Source organism: Streptomyces montanisoli, from assembly GCF_017813245.1.
Classification (GTDB): domain Bacteria; phylum Actinomycetota; class Actinomycetes; order Streptomycetales; family Streptomycetaceae; genus Streptomyces; species Streptomyces montanisoli.
This window is the reverse complement of the sequence record NZ_JAGIQL010000042.1, coordinates 1-17,495: the sequence shown is the minus strand read 5'-3', so window position 1 is coordinate 17,495 and position 17,495 is coordinate 1. Positions and strand designations below refer to the sequence as shown.

General features: G+C 72.6%; 17 protein-coding genes and 2 tRNA genes. 18 read left to right on the top strand and 1 reads right to left on the bottom strand.

The features are described 5' to 3' along the window. Window positions 1–76 precede the first annotated feature (76 nt). The 5 genes from proB (at window position 77) to JFN87_RS13135 (ending at window position 5,272) form a co-directional block, all read left to right on the top strand. Entirely contained in the window at window positions 77–1,180 is a 1,104-nt protein-coding gene (gene proB / locus JFN87_RS13155) for a glutamate 5-kinase (RefSeq protein WP_209340224.1), read from the top strand. A 160-nt stretch (window positions 1,181–1,340) separates the two neighbouring features. After that, the gene (locus JFN87_RS13150; protein ID WP_209340201.1) at window positions 1,341–1,859 is read left to right on the top strand and encodes a DUF8830 family protein; all 519 of its coding nucleotides are present in this window, start codon (window positions 1,341–1,343) and stop codon (window positions 1,857–1,859) included. A gap of 133 nt (window positions 1,860–1,992) precedes the next feature. Beyond that, the gene (locus JFN87_RS13145; protein WP_209340200.1) at window positions 1,993–3,276 is read left to right on the top strand and encodes a glutamate-5-semialdehyde dehydrogenase; all 1,284 of its coding nucleotides are present in this window, start codon (window positions 1,993–1,995) and stop codon (window positions 3,274–3,276) included. Between the two features lie 100 nt (window positions 3,277–3,376). Then, window positions 3,377–3,997, top strand: a complete 621-nt coding sequence (locus tag JFN87_RS13140; RefSeq protein ID WP_209340199.1) for an SCO2584 family spore wall biosynthesis protein — start codon at window positions 3,377–3,379, stop codon at window positions 3,995–3,997. A gap of 135 nt (window positions 3,998–4,132) precedes the next feature. Beyond that, window positions 4,133–5,272 (top strand): SCO2583 family membrane protein, encoded by a 1,140-nt coding sequence (locus JFN87_RS13135; protein WP_209340198.1) that lies wholly within the window; start codon window positions 4,133–4,135, stop codon window positions 5,270–5,272. Between the two features lie 18 nt (window positions 5,273–5,290). Here the strand turns inward: JFN87_RS13135 and JFN87_RS13130 are convergent, their stop codons facing one another. Next, window positions 5,291–6,382, bottom strand: coding sequence for a M48 family metallopeptidase (locus JFN87_RS13130; RefSeq protein ID WP_209340197.1), 1,092 nt, complete (start codon window positions 6,380–6,382; stop codon window positions 5,291–5,293). Between the two features lie 176 nt (window positions 6,383–6,558). Here JFN87_RS13130 and JFN87_RS13125 point away from each other — a divergent pair, with 176 nt between their 5' ends. The 13 genes from JFN87_RS13125 to JFN87_RS13065 all read left to right on the top strand — a co-directional run bounded on the left by JFN87_RS13125 (window position 6,559) and on the right by JFN87_RS13065 (window position 16,650). Continuing rightward, window positions 6,559–6,726 carry a hypothetical protein gene (locus tag JFN87_RS13125; protein ID WP_037843707.1) on the top strand — a complete coding sequence of 56 codons (168 nt, stop codon included), beginning with the start codon at window positions 6,559–6,561 and terminating at the stop codon, window positions 6,724–6,726. An 83-nt stretch (window positions 6,727–6,809) separates the two neighbouring features. Then, window positions 6,810–6,959, top strand: coding sequence for a hypothetical protein (locus tag JFN87_RS13120; RefSeq protein WP_209340196.1), 150 nt, complete (start codon window positions 6,810–6,812; stop codon window positions 6,957–6,959). 38 nt (window positions 6,960–6,997) lie between these two features. Then, a complete protein-coding gene (nadD, locus tag JFN87_RS13115; RefSeq protein WP_209340195.1) occupies window positions 6,998–7,612 on the top strand; it encodes a nicotinate-nucleotide adenylyltransferase in 615 nt (204 codons plus the stop codon). 52 nt (window positions 7,613–7,664) lie between these two features. Continuing rightward, window positions 7,665–9,455 (top strand): LCP family protein, encoded by a 1,791-nt coding sequence (locus JFN87_RS13110; protein WP_209340194.1) that lies wholly within the window; start codon window positions 7,665–7,667, stop codon window positions 9,453–9,455. Between the two features lie 139 nt (window positions 9,456–9,594). After that, window positions 9,595–10,026 carry a ribosome silencing factor gene (gene rsfS / locus JFN87_RS13105; RefSeq protein WP_209340222.1) on the top strand — a complete coding sequence of 144 codons (432 nt, stop codon included), beginning with the start codon at window positions 9,595–9,597 and terminating at the stop codon, window positions 10,024–10,026. Continuing rightward, complete coding sequence (locus JFN87_RS13100; RefSeq protein WP_245179420.1) at window positions 10,023–10,709, top strand: histidine phosphatase family protein; 687 nt, start codon at window positions 10,023–10,025, stop codon at window positions 10,707–10,709. Before rsfS ends, JFN87_RS13100 begins: the two co-directional genes overlap by 4 nt. 67 nt (window positions 10,710–10,776) lie before the next feature. Beyond that, window positions 10,777–10,849, top strand: a tRNA-Ala gene (locus JFN87_RS13095). A 213-nt stretch (window positions 10,850–11,062) separates the two neighbouring features. After that, window positions 11,063–11,224, top strand: coding sequence for a hypothetical protein (locus JFN87_RS13090; RefSeq protein WP_209340193.1), 162 nt, complete (start codon window positions 11,063–11,065; stop codon window positions 11,222–11,224). A gap of 2 nt (window positions 11,225–11,226) precedes the next feature. After that, entirely contained in the window at window positions 11,227–11,460 is a 234-nt protein-coding gene (locus tag JFN87_RS13085; RefSeq protein ID WP_209340192.1) for a hypothetical protein, read from the top strand. Between the two features lie 83 nt (window positions 11,461–11,543). After that, window positions 11,544–11,616, top strand: a tRNA-Ala gene (locus tag JFN87_RS13080). 265 nt (window positions 11,617–11,881) lie between these two features. Next, a complete protein-coding gene (leuS, locus tag JFN87_RS13075) occupies window positions 11,882–14,767 on the top strand; it encodes a leucine--tRNA ligase (RefSeq protein WP_209340191.1) in 2,886 nt (961 codons plus the stop codon). A gap of 212 nt (window positions 14,768–14,979) precedes the next feature. Continuing rightward, entirely contained in the window at window positions 14,980–15,717 is a 738-nt protein-coding gene (locus tag JFN87_RS13070; protein ID WP_209340190.1) for a hypothetical protein, read from the top strand. Window positions 15,718–15,804: 87 nt separating this feature from the next. Beyond that, the gene (locus JFN87_RS13065) at window positions 15,805–16,650 is read left to right on the top strand and encodes a DegV family protein (RefSeq protein ID WP_209340189.1); all 846 of its coding nucleotides are present in this window, start codon (window positions 15,805–15,807) and stop codon (window positions 16,648–16,650) included. Window positions 16,651–17,495 lie beyond the last annotated feature (845 nt).

Sequence of the window (17,495 nt, the reverse complement as noted above, 5' to 3'; positions counted from 1 at the left end):
CGGGAGAGCAGGGGCACAGCACGTGGCAGCGGGACGGCAGCAGGCGCAGACGCGGCACGACACGCGGCACGACGCCGTGACGGGCGCGCGCAGGATCGTCGTCAAGGTCGGCTCCTCGTCCCTGACGACCGCCGCGGGCGGGCTCGACGCCGACCGGGTGGACGCCCTGGTCGACGTGCTCGCCTCGGTGCGCGGCGGCGAGCGCGAGGTCGTGCTCGTCTCCAGCGGCGCCATCGCGGCGGGCCTCGCCCCGCTCGGCCTGGAGCGCCGCCCCCGCGACCTGGCACGCCAGCAGGCCGCCGCCAGCGTCGGCCAGGGGCTGCTGATCGCCCGCTACACCGCCTCCTTCGCCCGCTACGGCGTGCGCGTGGGGCAGGTGCTGCTGACGTCGTACGACACCAGCAGGCGCAGCCACTACCGCAACGCCTACCGCACCCTCGAACAGCTCCTGCGGATGGGCGCTCTGCCCGTCGTCAACGAGAACGACACCGTCGCCACGGACGAGATCCGCTTCGGCGACAACGACCGCCTCGCCGCGCTCGTCGCCCACCTCGTACGCGCCGACCTGCTCGTGCTCCTGTCCGACGTGGACGGCCTCTACGACGGCGACCCGGCCACCCCCGGCGCCTCGCGCGTCGGCGAGGTGCGCGGCCCCGGCGACCTCGCGGGGATCACCATCGGCAGCGCGGGCAAGGCCGGCGTGGGCACCGGCGGCATGGCCACCAAGGTCGAGGCGGCCAGGATCGCCACGGGCGCGGGCGTCCCTGTCGTCCTGACCTCCGCCAGCCGCGCGGCCGACGGGCTAGCGGGACGCGAGACCGGCACGTACTTCCACCCCACGGGGCGGCGCTCGCGCGGCCGCCTGCTGTGGCTCGCGCACGCCTCCACGCCGCGCGGCGCCCTCACCCTGGACGACGGCGCCGTGCGCGCCGTCGTGGAGCGCCACACGTCGCTGCTCGCCGCCGGGATCGCCGCCGTGGAGGGCGACTTCGGCGCCGGCGACCCGGTGGAACTGCGGGACGCGGACGGCAGGGCGGTCGCCAGGGGCCTCGTCAACTTCGACGCGAAGGAACTGCCGCAGCTGCTCGGGCGCTCCACGCGCGACCTGGCCAGAGAGCTCGGCCCCGCCTATGAGCGCGAGGTCGTACACAAGGACGATCTGGTGGTACTCCAGCGCTGAGGCGGCCCCCCGATGGGCTGAGAAACGGTGTGGGAGGCGTTCCGGCGGCGTGGAGGTTGCCGAAAACGCCCCCAAGGGCGGCCTCGGACTGGTCAACTTTGTGGGGGGACAGCACAGGCACGGGGAAGCAGCAGCACCGATCAGCATGAGGAGGCCGCCGGTGAGACGAGTGCGTCCAGGCACGGCGATCCGCCCGGGCGGAGGCGTCCACGCCCGGCGGACGGCGGGACACGAGACGATCCTCACGAGTGTCGACGCCGGCGACGACTTCGGCGCCCCCGGCGGGCACGGGCGGCCCGCGGGCGAGCCCGAGGGTTCCGGCGGCGGGGCGCGGCCCGTGTCGCGGCTGTGGCACGTCACGCTCAGCGTCTCCGGCGACGAGGCGCCGCTCACCGACGTCCGCCGGGCACTCGAACAGCTGGCGCACGACCACCCCTTCCTGCTGACCAGCAGGTACGCGGGCGACCACGCCGAGATCAGGTACTGGGAAGAGGCCAGGGACCTGCACGACGCGGCGGCCGTCGCCCTGCGGCTGTGGGGGGAGCACAGGTCCAGCGCGAAGCTGCCGCCGTGGGAGATCGTCGGCCTCGAGGTCATCGACCGGGAGACGTACCACCAGCGCGTGGCGGAGGGGTACGGCCCGCCGCCCGCCGCACGCGTCGGCGTCCATCCGTTCTGACTCTTCCCGTCCCCGTGCCCCCGCCGCCTCGGCGGACGGGGCGGGGGTGTCGGTGCCGGCGGTGGCGGCGGGGGCGTCTCGCAGTGCGGGATACGGGCGGAAAGCCCGCTCCGCGCGCACTACGCTGCGGGTCATGACCTCGCTCTCGCCCTACGACAACCTCTCCGCGGTCGCCAGGGCCGCCTACCGGTCGAAGTCGGCCGCCGAGGACCTCGCGCCGCTGCCGCGCGCGGCCAAGGACGACGCGCTGCTCGCGATCGCCGACGCGCTCGAGGTGCGCACGCACGAGATCGTCACGGCCAACGCCGAGGACGTCGAGCGAGCCAGGCAGGCGGGCGCCGAGGAGGCGATGATCGACCGGCTGACGCTCACCCCCGAGCGGGTGCGTGCCATGGCACGGGACGTGCGCGACGTGGCCGCGCTGCCCGACCCGGTCGGCGAGGTGGTGCGCGGCTCGACCCTGCCGAACGGCATCGACCTGCGGCAGGTCCGGGTGCCGCTCGGCGTGGTCGGCATCATCTACGAGGCGCGTCCCAACGTGACCGTCGACGCGGCCGCGCTCTGCCTCAAGGCGGGCAACGCCGTGCTGCTGCGGGGCTCATCGTCCGCGATCGCGTCCAACACCGCGCTCGTACGGGTGGTGCGCGACGCGGTCGGCGGGGCAGGGCTCCCGGCGGACGCGGTGCAGCTGGTGCCGGGCGAGGACCGCGACTCCGCGCGCGAACTGATGCGGGCGCGCGGCCTGGTGGACGTCCTCATCCCGCGCGGTGGCGCCACGCTGATCCGCACCGTCGTGGAGCAGTCCACGGTGCCGGTCATCGAGACCGGCACGGGCAACTGCCACGTGTACGTCGACGCCGACACCGACCTGGACATGGCCGTGTCGATCCTCGTCGACTCCAAGGCGTCGCGCCCCAGCGTGTGCAACGCGGCGGAGACGCTGCTCGTGCACCAGGACGTCGCGGCCGACTTCCTGCCGCGCGCGCTCGACGCCCTCGCCGACGCGGGCGTGACGGTCCACGGCGACGAGCGTGTCGTGCCGTACGGCGAGCGCAGCAAGGCGACGGTCGTGGCGGCCACCGCGGACGACTGGGAGACCGAGTACCTCTCGTACGACATCGCGGCCGCGGTCGTCGACTCGCTGGACGCGGCGGTGGCGCACATCAGGCTCTGGTCGTCGGGACACACCGAGGCCATCGTCACCACCTCGCAGGCCGCGGCCCGCAGGTTCACCCGTTTGGTGGATTCGACGACGGTCGCCGTGAACGCGTCCACCCGCTTCACCGACGGCGGCCAGTTCGGCTTCGGCGCCGAGATCGGCATCTCCACGCAGAAGCTGCACGCGCGCGGCCCGATGGGCCTGCCCGAGCTGACGTCGACCAAGTACATCGTCACCGGCGACGGCCACACCAGGTAGGACGGTCACACCGGGCAAGTGGTGCGGTTCATACCGCGCGGGCAGGGAAGAAGACGGACTCTCCCTGCCCAAACCGACCCGGCGGGGATACGCTGGATCCGTGGCGGACGACGTGGGGGGCAGGCCGTTCCAGGACGGCTGGGAGCCCGACGACGACCGCGGAGCGGACGAGGAGTTCGCCTCCGTGGTGCTCGACGAGGCCTTCGTACGGGCGGCCGAGTTCCATGAGCCGTCAGCGGTCGAGCGGCTGCTGGCCGCCGCCCAGGCACGCGCCGAGGCCGACGCGGCGAGGTCGCGCGCCGGAAGGCACGCCCCCGAGGAGGAGCACGAGCTCTGGGACGAGCTGTACAGCCGCAGGCACCCGGAGGAGGCCCGCGCGCACGGCGCGTACGACCCCGACGACCCGGACGCGCCGAGCCCGTACGGCCGCCACGGCGGCGTGCTGTTCCCCTACCGCGGCCGGGCGCGCTGGCACCGGCCGGTGGCCTGGCTCCTCGCGCTGCTGATCGGCATCGGCATGGTGGCGCTCGCGCTCTCCGCGGTCTCCCGCGGCTCGGGCAGCGGCAGCAGGCCGGGACAGGCGCCGCAGCCGGCCTCGACGGGGATAGACGCGCCGCGCGTCGAGGGGTCGGACGACCCGGGGGACGGCGGCGGCAAGGCGGGCGGCGGCGGACGGCGCCAGTCGGCACCGCCGGTCTCGGCAGTTCCGCGCACCAACTGAGGTGCCTTTGAGGCCGCGCCCCTGCACGTGGTAACCGGAACCCGATCCCAGCCCTGATCGCCGATGGCCGATTCTGTGGCAAGTTGACCTCTACGGCCGCGTTTACCTCTGTCTGCCGCGGCCTACTCTGAAAATATGGCAGGGCACGGAGACCCGCCCGAGAGGACGCCCGACGGTCCGCCCGGAGGCGACGACGAGTACGGCTCCGTCGTCTTCGACGAATCGTTCGTACGCGCTGCCCGCATCCAGGAGCTCTCCGCGCGCGAGCGCATGGCCGGCAGCGAGCACGCGGTGCGCGTGCGCGGCTCTCGCGCCGGCGCCGCCACCCGCGGCCCCAGAAGGGGCCCGCGCCAGTTCCTGACGCTGTTCGTGCTGCTCGCGCTGGCCTTCGGCGCGGCCGTCTACCTGGGCTTCCGCCAGCCGAACAGGTCGCCGGGCACGCCGCGGTCCGCCGCGCAGCTCCGGATGACCGTCATACCCCTCGCCCCCACCGGCGACGTGCCCGGCGGCACCCCTGCCGAGCTGCTGGCGAACAGCCCCGCGAAGGACTTCCACACGGGAGGCCGTGGCATTCCGACGCCGCCGCCGAAGAGCACGGCCCATTTCTCCGCGAGCCAGGTGGGGACCGCGCTCGGCATCGCCAAGAGCTACCTGGTCGCCTCGGCGATGAACCCGGACGTCCTCGCGGGCCGGGACCGCGATGTCGTACGCAAACTTCTCGACCCCGCGCAGACCGGCCAGTTCGACCGCTCGTTCGCCGCGCCGGAAGCGGACGGACTGCACGAGCCGGCGGGCTGGCTGGTGTCGTTCGACCCCGGCAAGGTGCGCCAGGCGGACGGCGCGGTGCGGGCGCACGGCACGATGGCCTTCCGCGAGAGCGCCGACCAGGCGCTCGAGGTCACCACGCACCACACGTTCGTCTACGTGCTGCGCCCCGCGGGCCGGACGGCGAAGGACGCGGCGTCGCTGTTCACCGTGCGGCGGGAGCTGCGGTTCCGCTTCGACATGGGCGACCTGGAGACCAAGCGCGCGAAGCTCGTGCAGAGCGATGTCGACGCGGGGCCCGAGGCGTGCTCCGCGACGGCACGCAAGGCGTTCGCGCCGCTGCTCGCGGGCGCGAGCGCCCCGTCGGGCGACCCGGTGGAGGTGGACCCGTTCGCGCCGGGCCGCCTGACGGGCGACCTGTGCGGGGCACTCGGCGCGCCGGGGCACGCGGCGCCGTCGCACGCGGCACGTACGCACGCGGCGCCGGCGCACTCGTCCGCCGCGCACTGACCCGGCTCAGCACCCGGCTCAGGCGCCCGCGCGCCCGCCGTCCGTCGGCTCCTCGCCGGTGCCGCCCGTGCCGCCCGCGCCGCCCTGGCCGCCCATGAAGCGGTCACGCAGCTTGCCGCCCAGGTCGCCCGCGCCGCCCGCGATGTCTCCCACCAGCTTGAACAGCGGGTCCTTGCTGCTCTTGACGGTGTCGGCGTAGTGCGACGCGGAGTCACGGAACGAGTCGGTCACCGAGGTGTCCTTGTCCTCGTCCCTGCGCGGGTAGTGCCCGTCCATGATCCGCTGGTAGTCGCGGCTCGCGGCCCACTTCTTCAGCTCCGCCGCCCGCACCGTGGTGAACGGGTGCGAGCGCGGCAGCACGTTCATGATCTTCAGGACCGAGTCGCGCAGGTCGCCCGCGCTCTCGTACTCCTCGGCCTGGGCGAGGAACGCGTCCACGTTCATCTCGTGCAGGTGGTTGCCGCCCGCGATCTTCATCAGGCCGCGCATCGACGCCTGGAGGTCCTGCCCGACCAGCAGCCCCGCGCGGTCCGCCGACAGCTCCGACTTGCGGAACCACTCGCGCAGCGCGGTGACGATCGCCATGACCGCCACGTTCCCCAGCGGGATCCAGGCGACCTTCATCGCCAGGTTCGTCAAGAACAGCAGGATCGTCCTGTACACCGAGTGCCCGGACAGCGCGTGGCCCGTCTCGTGGCCCACGACCGCCCGCATCTCCTCCTCGTCGAGCAGTTCGACCAGGCCCGTCGAGACGACGATGATCGGCTCGTCCAGCCCCACGCACATGGCGGTCGGCTGCGGGTTCTGCGTGACGTACATCGTCGGGACCTTCTTCAGGTCGAGGATGTACGACGCGTCGAGGAGCATCTCGTGCAGGTGCGCGAACTGCGCCTCGCTCACCCGCACCGAGTCGGACAGGAACAGCAGCCGCAGGCTGCGCTCGGGCAGCAGGCCGCTGAGCGCCTTGAAGACGGTGTCGAAGCCGCTCAGCTTCCGCAGCGCGACCAGCGCGGAGCGGTCGGCGGGGTGCTCGTACGCCCGCGAGGAGATTCCGGGGAAGCGCCTGCGCTTCCGCATCGGCACACCGCTGTGGTCGCTGTCGTCGGTCATGGCCCGTCCCCTTGCTGCGTCACCTGTCCCGTACGGGATCCCGCACGGGATGCCGGCTCGTCCCCCTGCCGGAGAACAGCCTAGGCGCTGGGGCTACCGTGTGGGTGGGGGCCACAGCCGCTTCCCGGAACGTTTCCGGTGCCGCGGTCAGCGAGAGATCGAGGAGCGCACTCGTCATGCAGGCAGCCACCACACTCGCCGCGGCGTTGGCCACCGCGGGCCAGCAGGGCGCCGGTACCGTCCTGCGTGTCGTGATCGTCGTCATGGTCCTCGGCGCGGTCTTCCTCGCCTGGTTCCTGCTGCGCGGCTACGGCGACAACGGGGACAATGGCGGCAACGACTGAGTCGGCATGAGCCCGCCGCGCGGGCCCGCATACGATGTGCCCGAAGTCACCGACCCACCGTCGATCGATAGGTCCTGTTGAAGATGATCGCCTCCGGTACCACCGCCCGTCTCGCCACCCTCGCGGAGGGCGGCGGCCATGAGAGCCTGAGCCCCTACCTGACCGGTGGCGGGGCCCTGTTCATCCTGTTGCTGCTGCTGTGGGTCACCACGCGCTTCAACCGGGACCGCTGAGCGACGGTCGAAACCACGTGCCAGTAGGCTCTGCGGGCATGGAAGAGCAGCGAGGACCCGCCGCCCCGGGCAGGCGCCGACTAGGCGTGATGGGCGGGACGTTCGATCCCGTCCACCACGGTCACCTGGTGGCGGCGAGCGAGGTGGCGGCGCTTTTCCACCTCGACGAGGTGGTCTTCGTGCCGACGGGCGAGCCGTGGCAGAAGAGCCACAAGGCGGTGTCCCCGGCGGAGGACCGCTACCTGATGACGGTCATCGCCACGGCGTCCAACCCGCAGTTCTCGGTCAGCCGCATCGACATCGACCGCGGCGGCCCGACGTACACCATCGACACGCTGCGTGACCTGCGCGAGCTCAACCCGGACGCCGACCTGTTCTTCATCACCGGCGCCGACGCGCTGTCGCAGATCCTCACATGGCGGAACGCCGAGGAGCTCTTCGCGCTCTCGCATTTCATCGGGGTCACCCGCCCGGGGCATGATCTGACGGACGACGGGCTGCCCAAGGGCGGCGTCTCCCTGGTCGAGGTGCCCGCGCTGGCCATCTCGTCCACGGACTGCCGGGAGCGCGTCGTCAAGGGCAACCCCGTCTGGTACCTCGTGCCGGACGGCGTCGTGCGGTACATCGACAAGCGCCAGCTGTACCGCGCGTGAGCGACCGGGCGCGCGAGCGCCCACGGCAGTCACCCACCGAAGAGGGGCACCGGTGAACGACCAGCAGCAGCCGCCGTACGGCCCTGGTCCATACGACCCGTACAACGGCGGCCCGCGGGTCCTCGGGTACGACGCGTACGGCCGGCCCGTGTACGAGCAGCCCGGCGACGAGCAGCAGGGGTACGGCTACGGCTACGACATCGGGCAGCAGCCGTCCGTGCCCGGCCAGGACCCCGGCACCGGCGCGGGCGCAGGACAGGCCTACGGGTACGACCCCTACGGGCAGCCGCCGCAGGCTCAGGGGCAGCCGCAGCAGGGCCGCCCGCCCGGGTACGACGACCCCTACGGGCAGCAGCAGGGCTACGGCTACGGCGACTACGGCCGGCAGGGCGACTACGGCACGGGGCAGCAGCCCGCCGCGGTCGACACCACCCAGCAGTGGAACATCCCCCAGCAGCAACAGGCGCAGCAGCCGCAACAGGCGCCGCAGCAGTACGCCCCGGGGCAGCAGGAGTTCCGCGATCCGGCCGACGCGGACACCGGGAGCCAGGCGGTCGTGCCCGGGCAGCGCTCCGCGCCCGAACAGGACTACCGCACCGAGCAGTTCTCGTTCATCGAGGAGCCCGACGAGGACTCCGAGGACGTCATCGACTGGCTGAAGTTCACCGAGAGCCGCTCCGAGCGGCGCGAGGAGGCCAGGCGGCGTGGCAAGCACCGGTTCGTCGCGCTGCTCGTCGTCCTCGCCGTCGTGGTGGTCGGCGGCGCCGGCTACCTCTGGTACGCGGGCAAGCTCCCGGGCTCGGGCGCGACGGCGAAGAAGCAGTCGGCGGCGGCCGGCGGCCCGCAGAAGCGCGACGTCATCGTGGTGCACCTGCACAACACGGCCGACAAGAGCACCTCGACGGCCCTGCTGGTCAACAACGAGACCACGGGGGAGGGCAGCACGGTCCTGCTGCCGAACTCCCTGGCCGTGACCAACGACGACGGTACGGTCACCACGCTCGGCAAGTCCGTGGACGAGGACGGCTCCGACGGCACCCGCACGGCACTCGGCAACCTGCTCGGTACCAAGGTCGCCGGCACATGGCGGCTCGACACCCCGTACCTGGAGAACCTCGTCGACCTGGTCGGCAACATCGACGTCACCACCGACACCGAAGTGCCCGACACGAAGAAGGGCACCGCGCCCCTCGTCCACAAGGGCGCCGACCAGACCCTCAGCGGCAAGGCGGCCGTCGCGTACGCCACTTACCGTGCGCCGGGTGAGAGCGACGACAAGCAGCTCGAACGGTTCGGCGAGGTCATGCAGGCCACGCTGCGGAAGCTGTCGAGCGACCCGAAGGCCGCGACCGTCACGGTGCAGACCCTCGCGCAGATCCTCGACCCGTCGCTGACCGACAGCGATCTCGGCGCGGCCCTCGCCAAACTCGCCGACCACGCGAAGAAGGACCGGTACAAGACCGTCGTCCTGCCCGTCGGGAGCGACGGGCAGCTCGACTCGCGGGGCGAGAGCCAGGTCAAGCAGTTCCTCGGCGGCTCGGTGAAGGCTTCGGACCCGTCGGGCTTCCTGCGGGTCGGTGTGAAGAACGCCACGGGCGGCAAGTCGGCCACGGAGACGGCACGCGTGAAGCTTGTGAACGCGGGCTACACCGTGATCGACAGCGGTAAGGGCGCCACGGCCGCCTCGTCCTCGGTCACGTACGCGGACCCGAAGGAGAAGACGAAGGCCACCGGGGTCGCCAAGACGCTGGGGCTGCCCGCGGGCGCGGTCAGGAAGGGGTCGGCGGGCAGCGCCGACGTCGCCGTCGTCCTCGGCAAGGACTTCAAGCAGAAGCTCGGCTGAGACGGCAGCGCGGGCGGCGGGGGGCCGGGTCCCGGGCCCGGCCCCCGCTGCCGCCGGGCCTGGGACCGCCATGCGGCGCCGCCTGTCAGTGGTCCGTGAGACCCTGGACTTCTCCACGACCGCCGACGAAAGCCTGCTTGTGACCGCTACCGACCGTGCCATCCAGCTCGTCGAGACCGCCGCCCAGGCGGCCGCCGACCGCCTCGCGCACGACATCATCGCCTACGACGTCAGCGACGTCCTGTCGATCACCGACGCCTTCCTGCTCGCCTCCGCGCCCAACGACCGGCAGGTCAAGTCGATCGTCGACGAGATCGAGGCGCGGCTCCAGAAGGAGTGCGGCGCCAAGCCCGTGCGCCGCGAGGGCGACCGGGACGCGCGCTGGATCCTGCTCGACTACGTGGATGTCGTCGTCCACGTCCAGCACAACGAGGAGCGGGTCTTCTACGCCCTCGAGCGGCTCTGGAAGGACTGCCCCGAGCTGCCGCTCCCCGAGGACGCGGTGAAGACGAAGGGCAGGCGCGAGGAGCACGCGGCGCTGTCAGCGGAGGCGGACGGGGACGCGAGCTGAGCGCGTACGGCGGTGCCACTGCGCCCGCGTCCGCCGCGGAGACACCCCCGCGCGACCGCAGGATCGTGCTGTGGCGGCACGGGCAGACCCGGTGGAACGTCGAGGGCAGGTTCCAGGGCTCCACGGACATCGCGCTGACGGACGTCGGGATCCAGCAGGCCAGGCGGGCCGCGGGGCAGCTCGCGCAGCTGAAGCCGCACGCGATCGTCTCGTCCGACCTGCGTCGCGCCGCCGCGACGGCCGCGGAACTCGCGGCCGAGACGGGCCTCGACGTGACGCACGACGCCGGCCTGCGCGAGACGTACGCGGGCGACTGGCAGGGCCTCACCCACACCGAGATCAACGAGCGGTACGGCGACGAGTACCTGGCGTGGAAGCGCGGCGAGCCCGTGCGCCGCGGCGGCGGCGAGCTGGAGACCGAGGTGGCCGACCGGGCCGCGCCGGTCGTCCTGCGCCACGCGGACGCCCTGCCGGACGGCGGCACGCTCGTCGTGGTCAGCCACGGCGGCGCGATCCGCACCACGATCGGCCGGCTGCTCGGACTCGAGGCGCGCCACTGGGAGGGCCTCGGCGGGCTGACCAACTGCTTCTGGTCGGTGCTCGGCGAGGGGGTGCGCGGCTGGCGCCTGCTGGAGCACAACGCGGGCTCGCTGCCCGAGCCGGTCCTGGGCGACGACGACTGATTTCACTTTCCGGCGGCCCGCAGGCTAAGGTTCTTCTTGTCCGCAGCGCACAGCGCACAGGACACACGGGGCTATAGCTCAGTTGGTAGAGCGCCTGCATGGCATGCAGGAGGTCAGGAGTTCAATTCTCCTTAGCTCCACGGTTTTGCGCAGACAGCGCCCTCGATCCGTTCACGGATCGGGGGCGCTGCGCGTTTCCCCTCCCCGCGTCCCGCCCGCCTCGCGGCCGTGCGTATAACGACCCGGCTGTCAGCGGAGCGAGCGGTACCGATTGCGGCTGCCCCACGCGGCCCCGCCATGGCAGAATCGGACCGCCGGAGGGGACGGTCGGCCGGGACCGGGAGGAGAGCACGATGTCCGCCAGCAGCATCGACGACGATGCACTGCGTGCCGGAACGGACGGGTCCGCCCGTCTCAACTGCCCCTCCTGCGGCTCGTCCCATGTGGCACAGGTGCTCGGTGACAACGGTGGAGTCTCATACGTGTGCACGGCCTGCGGCCACAGCTGGAGCTAGTGATGGGCGCACACAGGCGTACCTGCGACTGGTGCGGCAGCGGCACGCCCATTGTCAGGGACATGGACCCGCTGAACCTCTCCTACCAGTACTGGTGCGAGGAGTGCGCGCGGGCGCTGATCATAAAAGGCGACCCGATCGAGACGTACCGCGAGCTGGAGGGCGAGCCGATCTACGGGCGGCTGCTCGACGAGCACTGCACGCTGAAGCGCTTCTACTCGTTCGCCAGAGCCTGACGCCGCGACGGCCGGCGAGACGCCGCGGCGGCCGACGAATTGGTGATCCACCCTGGTCACCGTGTACTGTTGCCCCATCGCACGGGGCTATAGCTCAGTTGGTAGAGCGCCTGCATGGCATGCAGGAGGTCAGGAGTTCAATTCTCCTTAGCTCCACAATCGGTGAAAATGTCGTGAGGGCCCGTCCCCCAGGGGATGGGCCCTCACGCATGCGCGGTGCGGCCCTTGTGGCGGCTGCGGTAACCTGTGCGCATGCGTGCCGTACGCCTTCTGCTTGGCGAGCCGCGCTGATCAGTACCGACGGATGAGAGATCCGGTCGGAATCAGCGCGGCGTCCCCTCCTGTGCGAGGGGTTTTTTCGTTCCCGCGGCAGAAACGACTGGGACCCGCGGCAGAGACGACCGATGGAGCTTCTGAGGACATGAGCGAGACGAACCCGGCTGCCGCCGGCGCGGAGAACACCGCGCCCCACCGCTACACGGCCGCCATGGCCGCCGACATCGAGGCGCGCTGGCAGGACTTCTGGGACGCCGACGGCACGTACGAGGCGCCCAACCCCAGCGGTGACCTGGCCGGCGACCCCGCGCTCGTGGCCAGGCCCAAGCGGTACGTCATGGACATGTTCCCGTACCCGTCCGGCGTGGGCCTGCACGTGGGCCACCCCCTGGGCTTCATCGCCACCGACGTGTACGCGCGCCACCAGCGCATGACCGGCCACAACGTGCTCCACACGCTGGGCTTCGACGCCTTCGGCCTGCCCGCCGAGCAGCACGCCGTCGCCACCGGCACCCACCCCAGGGTCTCCACCGAGGCCGCCATGGAGAACATGAAGCGGCAGCTGCGCCGCCTGGGCCTCGGCCACGACAAGCGGCGCGCGATCTCGACCATCGACCCGGAGTTCTACCGCTGGACGCAGTGGATCTTCGTGCAGATCTTCAACTCCTGGTACGACCCGGCCGCGGGCAAGGCGCGGCCCATCGAGACGCTCGTCGCCCAGTTCGAGCGGGGACAGCGCCATACGCCCGACGGACGGCCGTGGTCCGCGCTGGGCGACGCCGAGCGCGCGGACGTCCTGGGGGAGTACCGGCTCGCGTACGCCTCGGACGCGCCGGTCAACTGGTGCCCCGGGCTCGGCACCGTGCTGGCCAACGAGGAGGTCACCGCGGACGGCCGCTCCGAGCGCGGCAACTACCCGGTGTTCAAGAAGAAGCTGCGCCAGTGGAACATGCGGATCACCGCGTACGCCGACCGGCTGATCGACGACCTGGACGCCCTGGACTGGCCCGAGGCCATCAAGCTCCAGCAGCGCAACTGGATCGGCCGCAGCGAGGGCGCGCGCGTCGACTTCCCGGTGGGCGGCGCGGGCGACGCCATCACGGTCTTCACCACGCGCCAGGACACGCTGTTCGGCGCCACGTACATGGTGCTCGCGCCGGAGCACGACCTGGTCGACAAGATCGTGCCTGCCGCCTGGCCCGCCGACACCCACGACGTCTGGACGGGCGGCCACGCGACCCCGGCCGACGCCGTCGACGCCTACCGCAAGCAGGCCGCCTCGAAGTCGGACGTCGAGCGGCAGGCCGAGGCCAAGGACAAGACGGGCGTCTTCACCGGCGCGTTCGCGACCAACCCGGTCAGCGGCGACCAGGTGCCCGTCTTCATCGCCGACTACGTCCTGATGGGCTACGGCACCGGCGCGATCATGGCCGTGCCCGCCCACGACAGCCGCGACTTCGCCTTCGCGCGCGCCTTCGAGCTGCCGATGCGCTGTGTCGTGGAGCCGACCGACGGCCGCTCCACCGACCCGGCCGAATGGGACGACGCGTTCGCCTCCTACGACGCCGTGCTGGTCAACTCCACGGGCACGGACATCGCCCTCGACGGCCTCGGCGTCGTCGAGGCCAAGGCCCGCATCACCGCCTGGCTCGCCGACCGCGGCATCGGCGAAGGCACCGTCAACTACCGGCTGCGTGACTGGCTGTTCAGCCGCCAGCGCTACTGGGGCGAGCCCTTCCCGATCGTCTACGACGAGGAGGGCACCGCACACGCGCTGCCCGAGTCGATGCTGCCGCTCGAACTGCCCGAGGTCGACGACTACTCGCCGCGCACGTTCGACGCGGACGACGCCGACACCGAGCCCGAGACGCCGCTGTCACGCAACGAGGACTGGGTCGACGTCGAACTCGACCTGGGCGACGGACGGGGCGTCAGGCGCTACCGCCGCGAGACCAACACCATGCCCAACTGGGCGGGTTCCTGCTGGTACATGCTGCGCTACCTGGACCCGACCAACACCGCCCAGGCCGTCGACCCCGCCGTCGAGCAGTACTGGATGGGGCCGCGCGAGGGCATGCCGAACGGCGGCGTCGACCTGTACGTGGGCGGCGCGGAGCACGCCGTGCTCCACCTGCTGTACTCCCGCATGTGGATCAAGGTGCTGTTCGACCTGGGGCACGTCTCGGCCTCCGAGCCGTTCCACAAGCTCTACAACCAGGGCATGATCCAGGCCTTCGTCCACCGCGACAAGCGCGGCATCGCCGTCCCGGCGGCGGAGGTCGAGGAGCGCGACGGCGCCTACTACTTCGAGGGCGAGAAGGTCAGCCGGCTGCTCGGCAAGATGGGCAAGTCGCTGAAGAACGCCGTCACGCCCGACGAGATCAGCGCCGAGTACGGCACGGACACGCTGCGCCTCTACGAGATGGCCATGGGCCCGCTCGACGTGTCGCGGCCGTGGGACACGCGCGCGGTAGTCGGCCAGTACCGGCTGCTGCAGCGGCTGTGGCGCAACGTCGTCGACGAAGCGACCGGCGAGGTCACCGTGGTGGACTCCGAGGCCGACGAGGAGACCCTGCGCGCGCTGCACAAGGCGATCGACGGCGTCACCCAGGACCTGGACGCGCTGCGGTTCAACACGGCGGTCGCCAAGATCACCGAGCTGAACAACCACCTGACGAAGGCGGCGGCGCCGGTCGCACGGTCCGTGGCCGAGCGGCTCGTGCTGCTCGTCGCGCCGTTCGCGCCGCACATCGCCGAGGAGCTGTGGCACCGACTCGGCCACACCGACACGGTCGTCCACCAGGACTTCCCCGTCGCGGACCCGGCGTACGTCGTGGACGAGACGGTGACGTGCGTGGTGCAGGTCAAGGGCAAGGTGAAGGCGCGCCTCGACGTGTCGCCCTCGGTGTCCGACGCCGACCTGGAGGCGCTGGCGCTCGCCCAGCCCGGGGTGGTGGCGGCGCTGGGCGGCGCGGGGATCAGGAAGGTGATCGTCCGCGCGCCGAAGCTCGTGAACATCGTGCCTGCCTAGCCGGGCAGCTTGTCCGCGCGGCAGCCCGTCCGCCGGGCAGCCTGTTCGCCGGCAGCCCGTTCGCCGGCAGCCCGTTCGCGCGGCTCGTCAGGGTCTCCCCTACGGGGCGGTTGGGGGTTCGAGAGGAACCCGCGGCCGCCCCGCTGCGTTTACCGTGGAAGGGACCGCTGAGGCCCGGACCGACCGGACCGCGACCGTTTCGGAGGGCACCCATGGAAGCCGTGTTGCTCATCCTGGTGCTGCTCTTCGTCGCCGCGGTGGTGGTGGGCGCGTATGCGACGGTGAAGGCGGTCGGGGCGGCCAAGCGGGGCGTGGACCGCACGATCGCGCAGGCGCGCCGCTCCGTGGAGGACACGACGCTGCGCGCCAAGAGCCTCGGGCAGCCCGGCATGGCCGGCGAGCTCGCGCAGCTCAGGCTGCGGCTGCGCACGTCCATGCGGTCGACGCAGGAGGCGCTGTACGCGGGCGTCGGCGCCGACGCGTCGCTGGAGGAGTCGGTGCGTCTGTTCGAGCGGCTCAGCGCCCATGGCCACGAGCTCGAAAGCCACCTCAAGTACGCCGAGCGCGACCCGGACCGCGCGGCGGTCGGCGCCCACCTGCAGGAGCTGCGGGACCGCACGGAGCAGATCACGCGCGCCGCCGACTCGCTGCGGTGGGCGATCAGGGACAGGGCCAGGAAGTTCGCGGACGACGACCTGGCGGCGCTGAGCGCGGACATCGACGTGGAGTCGGGGGCGCTGCGCCACTGGGCGCCCGTCGAGGAGCACGAGGGCCCGCGGGAGTGGGGCCCGGTCGGCGCGGGGAGCACCGAGGCCGTGGACGCCGGGGAGGACAGGGACGCCGGGGGGCCCGAGGCGATCGGCCCTTCCGACCCGTGGCGCTTCACAGCCGGGAACCCGTTGCGCAAGGAGGCCTGGCGCACGCGGAAACGTCCGGAGGCGTCCAGCTGAGCCCGTGGCCGGGGACTGGTACGGGTGGTTCCGGTTGCCCGAGGCCCCGCCTGCCTGAGCAGCGCCGCTGCGGGTAACCTCCGGAGCATGTCCCGCCATGTCGCCATCGTCACCGATTCCACGGCCTACCTGCCGCCGCTGACGTTGCGGCACCACGGCATCACGGCGGTCCCACTGACCGTCGTGCTCGGCGACAAGGCGTTCGAGGACGGCAGCGAGATCTCCGCGGGTGCCGTGGCCGAGGCGCTGCGCAAACGCAGGTCGGTGACCACCTCGCGGCCGAGCCCCGAGGCGTTCGCGGCCGCGTACCGCAAGGCGGCTGAGGCCGGGGCGAGCGGCATAGTGTCGCTGCACCTGTCGGCGGAGTTCTCCGGCACGTACGACGCGGCGTCGCTCGCGGCGCGGGACGCGCCCGTGCCCGTGCGGGTGGTGGACACGGGGATGGTGGCCATGGCGCTCGGCTTCTGCGCCGTGGCCGCGGCCGAGGCGGCCGAGGGTGACGGCGGCCTCGAAGACGCCGTCGCGGCCGCCGAGAGGCGGGCGAAGGCGACCTCCGCGTACTTCTACGTCGACACGCTCGACTACCTGCGCAGAGGCGGCAGGATCGGCGCCGCGCAGGCGCTGCTGGGGTCGGCGCTCGCGGTGAAGCCGCTGCTGCACCTGGACGGCGGGCGCATCGAACTGCTGGAGAAGGTACGCACGGCGTCCAAGGCGCTCGGGCGGCTGCGGGACATCGTGGTGGAGCGGTCGGGCGGGGGAGAGGTGGACATCGCGGTGCACCATCTGGCGGCTCCCGAGCGCGCCGCCGCGCTCGCCGAGCAGCTCGCGGACCGGGTGCCGGGCCTCGCGGAGCTGCACGTCAGCGAGGTGGGGGCGGTGATCGGCGCGCACACGGGGCCGGGGCTGCTGGGCGCGGTGGTGTCGCCCCGGTAGGACGTGACGGCGGGGTGCTGCATCACCCGCCGGGGTGGCCGGGTTGTCCACACCCGGCTGATTGTCCACAGATTTCGACCACGATCATCGCGAAGCCTGACGGATACCTAACGTGTTGAGGCATGACCCTCCGTGTCCGTCCTCGTGCTCAGTCCCCGTCCCTGCCCACGCGTTCCTCGGCCACGCGTTCCGCGGGCCGCGGCGCTGGCCGTGTGCCGCGCTCTTCCCGGGCGCTCGTGCGTGCGCGCGAGAGGCGGGCGCGCGCAGGCGGGGGAGAGGCGGACACGGCACTGATGCCTCCGCTGAGGCCGCCTGCCGGGCCGGACGTCGCGCGCCGTCGCGCGGACGCGCTGCTGGGAGGCGCCCCAGCCGAAGCCGCATCCGAGGCCGCGCCCGGCGCCGAGTCCGACGCCGCGTACGCGTCGGAATCCTCGCCCGAGTCCGCGTCACCGGTGCGGACCGGCGGTGCCGCCGGCGGCGCGCTGGGCCGCCGTGAGCGCTTCACGCTCGCGCTGCGGGACCGGCTGCCGGTGTGGGTGCGGCTGCGGTTCGGGATCGAGCCGAGGGCACTGGCGGCGCTCAGATCGGGAGAGGGCACGTCTCGACACCGGTCACCGGTGTGCTTGGTGTGCCGGCTGCTGCCTGGAAGGAGGGGGGGGGGGGGGGGGGGGGGGGGGGGGGCGGGGGGGGGGGGGGGGGGGGGGGGGGGGGGGGGGGCGGGGGGGGGGGGGGGGGGGGGGGGGGGGGGGGGGGGGGGGGGGGGGGGGGGGGGGGGGGGGGGGGGGGGGGGGGGGGGGAGGGGGGGGGGGGGGGGGGGGGGGGGGGGGGGGGGGGGGGGGGGGGGG

Excerpts from the sequence above, each read along its gene's own strand:
- nadD (WP_209340195.1), top strand. The coding sequence starts at position 6,998 with ATGGAAGAGCAGCGAGGACCCGCCGCCCCGGGCAGGCGCCGACTAGGC.
- JFN87_RS13135 (WP_209340198.1), top strand. The coding sequence starts at position 4,133 with ATGGCAGGGCACGGAGACCCGCCCGAGAGGACGCCCGACGGTCCGCCC.
- leuS (WP_209340191.1), top strand. The coding sequence starts at position 11,882 with ATGAGCGAGACGAACCCGGCTGCCGCCGGCGCGGAGAACACCGCGCCC.
- JFN87_RS13090 (WP_209340193.1), top strand. The coding sequence starts at position 11,063 with ATGTCCGCCAGCAGCATCGACGACGATGCACTGCGTGCCGGAACGGAC.
- JFN87_RS13120 (WP_209340196.1), top strand. The coding sequence starts at position 6,810 with ATGATCGCCTCCGGTACCACCGCCCGTCTCGCCACCCTCGCGGAGGGC.
- JFN87_RS13065 (WP_209340189.1), top strand. The coding sequence starts at position 15,805 with ATGTCCCGCCATGTCGCCATCGTCACCGATTCCACGGCCTACCTGCCG.
- JFN87_RS13125 (WP_037843707.1), top strand. The coding sequence starts at position 6,559 with ATGCAGGCAGCCACCACACTCGCCGCGGCGTTGGCCACCGCGGGCCAG.
- JFN87_RS13130 (WP_209340197.1), bottom strand. The coding sequence starts at position 6,382 with ATGACCGACGACAGCGACCACAGCGGTGTGCCGATGCGGAAGCGCAGG.
- JFN87_RS13070 (WP_209340190.1), top strand. The coding sequence starts at position 14,980 with ATGGAAGCCGTGTTGCTCATCCTGGTGCTGCTCTTCGTCGCCGCGGTG.
- JFN87_RS13085 (WP_209340192.1), top strand. The coding sequence starts at position 11,227 with ATGGGCGCACACAGGCGTACCTGCGACTGGTGCGGCAGCGGCACGCCC.
- JFN87_RS13145 (WP_209340200.1), top strand. The coding sequence starts at position 1,993 with ATGACCTCGCTCTCGCCCTACGACAACCTCTCCGCGGTCGCCAGGGCC.